At 37.2% G+C, this 2,734-nt stretch carries 2 protein-coding genes and 1 pseudogene; 1 reads left to right on the top strand and 2 read right to left on the bottom strand.

The window, feature by feature from the left end; all coding sequences use genetic code 11:
* Together IQ229_RS22845 and IQ229_RS22840 are read right to left on the bottom strand one after the other, a co-directional pair.
* On the bottom strand, positions 1–653 hold a 653-nt coding region (locus tag IQ229_RS22845), incomplete at its 3' end, for a hypothetical protein (RefSeq protein ID WP_194047678.1).
* 719 nt (positions 654–1,372) lie between these two features.
* A pseudogene (locus tag IQ229_RS22840) lies at positions 1,373–1,927 on the bottom strand (aldo/keto reductase); the annotation flags it as partial.
* A gap of 70 nt (positions 1,928–1,997) precedes the next feature.
* On the opposite strand from IQ229_RS22840, the gene IQ229_RS22835 reads away from it, so the two are divergent.
* A complete protein-coding gene (locus tag IQ229_RS22835) occupies positions 1,998–2,597 on the top strand; it encodes a DUF1802 family protein (RefSeq protein WP_194047676.1) in 600 nt (199 codons plus the stop codon).
* Positions 2,598–2,734 lie beyond the last annotated feature (137 nt).

The raw sequence follows: 2,734 nt of genomic DNA, 5'->3' as shown, positions 1-2,734 counted from the left end.
ATTTTATCGAAGTTAACCCTCACAAAATTCGTTTTATCTTCTTTTGTAAACTTTTTATCATTATCCGAATCTTTGATAATTTTTAGAAAAATTGCATTTTGACTTGGAACAATAACCCAACTTATTATTCGAGTATTATTTGGGGTGATTTGCTGGAGTTTCTTACCTGATAAATCAGATAGATAGCCAATAGTAGCATCTTCAATGTTGAGTTTTTTATCTGTATTTGTATCTTCGTCAATAATTTTATATAACCAAACTCTTGTAGTTGGCTTGTTTGCTGCTTTTACCTCCAATAAATCGAAGGAGGCGATCGCGGCTTTTTTATTTAATAAAAGATGAGCTTCACCATCTTGCTTTCGATAAAAGATAATGTTATATAATTGGTTACTCCTTTCATGTTCATAAGAACGTGAAACGTTTAAATCAATTCCTTTATCTTCATTCTGCTCTGCAAGACTAACAGGAATCATTAGATAATCTGATTGCTGTTTAATAATTAAATCGCCATAGATAAGATTTTGTTGTGGCTTCGGTTTCTCAGTTGCTTTTGCCTGTTCTGCATTTCTACTAACAGAAGACTTACAGGAAAAAGAAAGGGCAGCTACAATCATAACTGTAGTAATTTTATTTAAAAAGCGATAATTTATCATCAAATTCTCCTAGCAGGATATGTTGCTGTCCTATTTTATTCCCTGCTGGAAAATTAGCTAGAGTCCAATACGCTTCAATACAGTTCAGTTAAGACTAAAAATTATACTCATGTAGGCTGGCTTGAGGAACGTAGCTTGCTTACCGTTCGCGTAGCGTCCCGAAGGGAAGGGTAAACCAACATTATCGAGACTTTGTTGGGTTTATCTGTCGCTCAACCTAACAAAGTCTCACCGAAAATCCTGCCGTACTGAGAAAATCATATTACAATAAAATGCCAAAAACCTGGTCGAGGTTGACCAGGTTTTATCGAGTTTACAGGTTTCAAGTTTTAAACTAATTAACTAACTGAAGGTTAATAACTAGGGTGGACTGAAAAACTAACAAACTCAGCATTCTTGCGTTTTTCCGCTTTAGGATTTGGCTTTGCCTTCTACATTAGGCTTTTTGCCACTTTCATCACATTTGATATGCTGAAATTTGCTTGGGCTGATGACAAGGGGACACTAAGTCATTGACCTTTTTTGTTTAGTTTTATTTGGTTTGGTGTCCTACTATTTAAATTATCACTTAATTGGTGAGTTGCAATCCTTAGTTTACGAAAGTTGACGTTTTGTTAGATTTTGCAATCTAGGGCTATAAATTTGATCCCCAGCCATCTTTTAAAGAAAGTTAAAGGGATCTTGGATAGATTAAGCATAGGAACCAAACAACATTGTCATCAATTCCACATAATCTGATTGTCATCCAGATGGTCGGTGACAATAGGGCCAATGGCATCAATTTCTGCCAATTTGGCTGTAGAAAGCTTGATTTGGGCGGCTAATGCATTGAAAGAGTGCTTGTTGGGGATAACGCCCTCCAGCGATGTCTGGCGACAAACCGCTATGACGCATCTATGCATTTATTTGAGGTTGAGCAATTAACCAAGCTAAAGCTAACTGAGCAAGGGTACAATTATCAAGAAGGGCTATAGGACGCAGTTTTTCTAGCGCTTGTTGGCACGTTCAAAGTTTTCGCCTTGAAACAGTTTATTTTTTGCACGGTTATCTGTTGGGTCAAATTTATGACCGAGAGCAAATCTTCCTGTTAACAACCCGTGTGCTAAAGGTAAATAAGCAAGGATAGAAATATTGTTTTCGATACAATAGGGCAATGCATCTTGTTCTACCTGTCTCCAGAATAAAGAATAGGGTGGTTGTAAACTATCAATACGTCTATAACTTGCTGCTTCTGTTAACTGGACGCCAGAAAAATTAGAAACACCGATTGCTTTCCTAATTATTGCCTTGGACAGGTTCACACTTTATCAGTCTTAGCTTCAAATTAAATCAGAGTTACAGTAGATGCCGATGGAATTGACTACAACTTTTCATGCTCTCAAAGAATGGGCAGTTGCCATAAATGCCTTGGAAAGTGGCAAAACAATTATGTTACTCCGCAAAGGCGGTATCCACGAACGAAATGGACATTTCCAAGTTGCTCAAAAGCAAATTCTGCTTTATCCTACTTATGAACATCAACAAGCTTTCATGCTGAAAGCTGAATATGCCAATAATGTCTATCCAGTAACATCAGGCTGGCATCCTGAAACAGTTCGCATTGGTAGTTGGGCTGAAATTACAGATATTTTGCCCTGTAGTGATGAGTCTATTGTCAACAACTTACTTCCCTTCCATATTTGGAACGAGCATTTTATTAGCGATCGCCTCAAATGGAAAGCACGTCAGCCCCTTTATATTCTCCTCCTACGGGCATATAAACTAACGCAAGAGCAAGAAATTCCCTATTATGCCAAATACGCTGGCTGCAAGTCATGGATTGATTTAGATCGAGAAATTCAGTTGCAAACAGCACAACCAGTTTTATCTAATTTTGCATACAGCCAACTAGTAGAGACAATTCGCCAGATTGTCGGCGATAAGTTGTATGCTCCATCCTTCTAATAACCCAACTTGTTACCCAAATCCCCGATTTCTTTAAAAGGTCGGGGATTTAAATTTAGCTTATAGATAAATACGAAATTGTTTCTTGTCATTAAACGGACGATTGTATACAACCAATATCAAAATAGATTTTATAT

The sequence above is a fragment of the Nostoc cf. edaphicum LEGE 07299 genome (assembly GCF_015207245.1).
GTDB classification, from domain to species: Bacteria; Cyanobacteriota; Cyanobacteriia; order Cyanobacteriales; family Nostocaceae; genus Nostoc; species Nostoc edaphicum_B.
This window is presented reverse-complemented; position numbering and strand designations above follow the sequence as displayed.

Bases quoted from the DNA above. Each gene is read 5' to 3' on its own strand.
- IQ229_RS22835 (WP_194047676.1), top strand. From the start codon at position 1,998: ATGCCGATGGAATTGACTACAACTTTTCATGCTCTCAAAGAATGGGCA.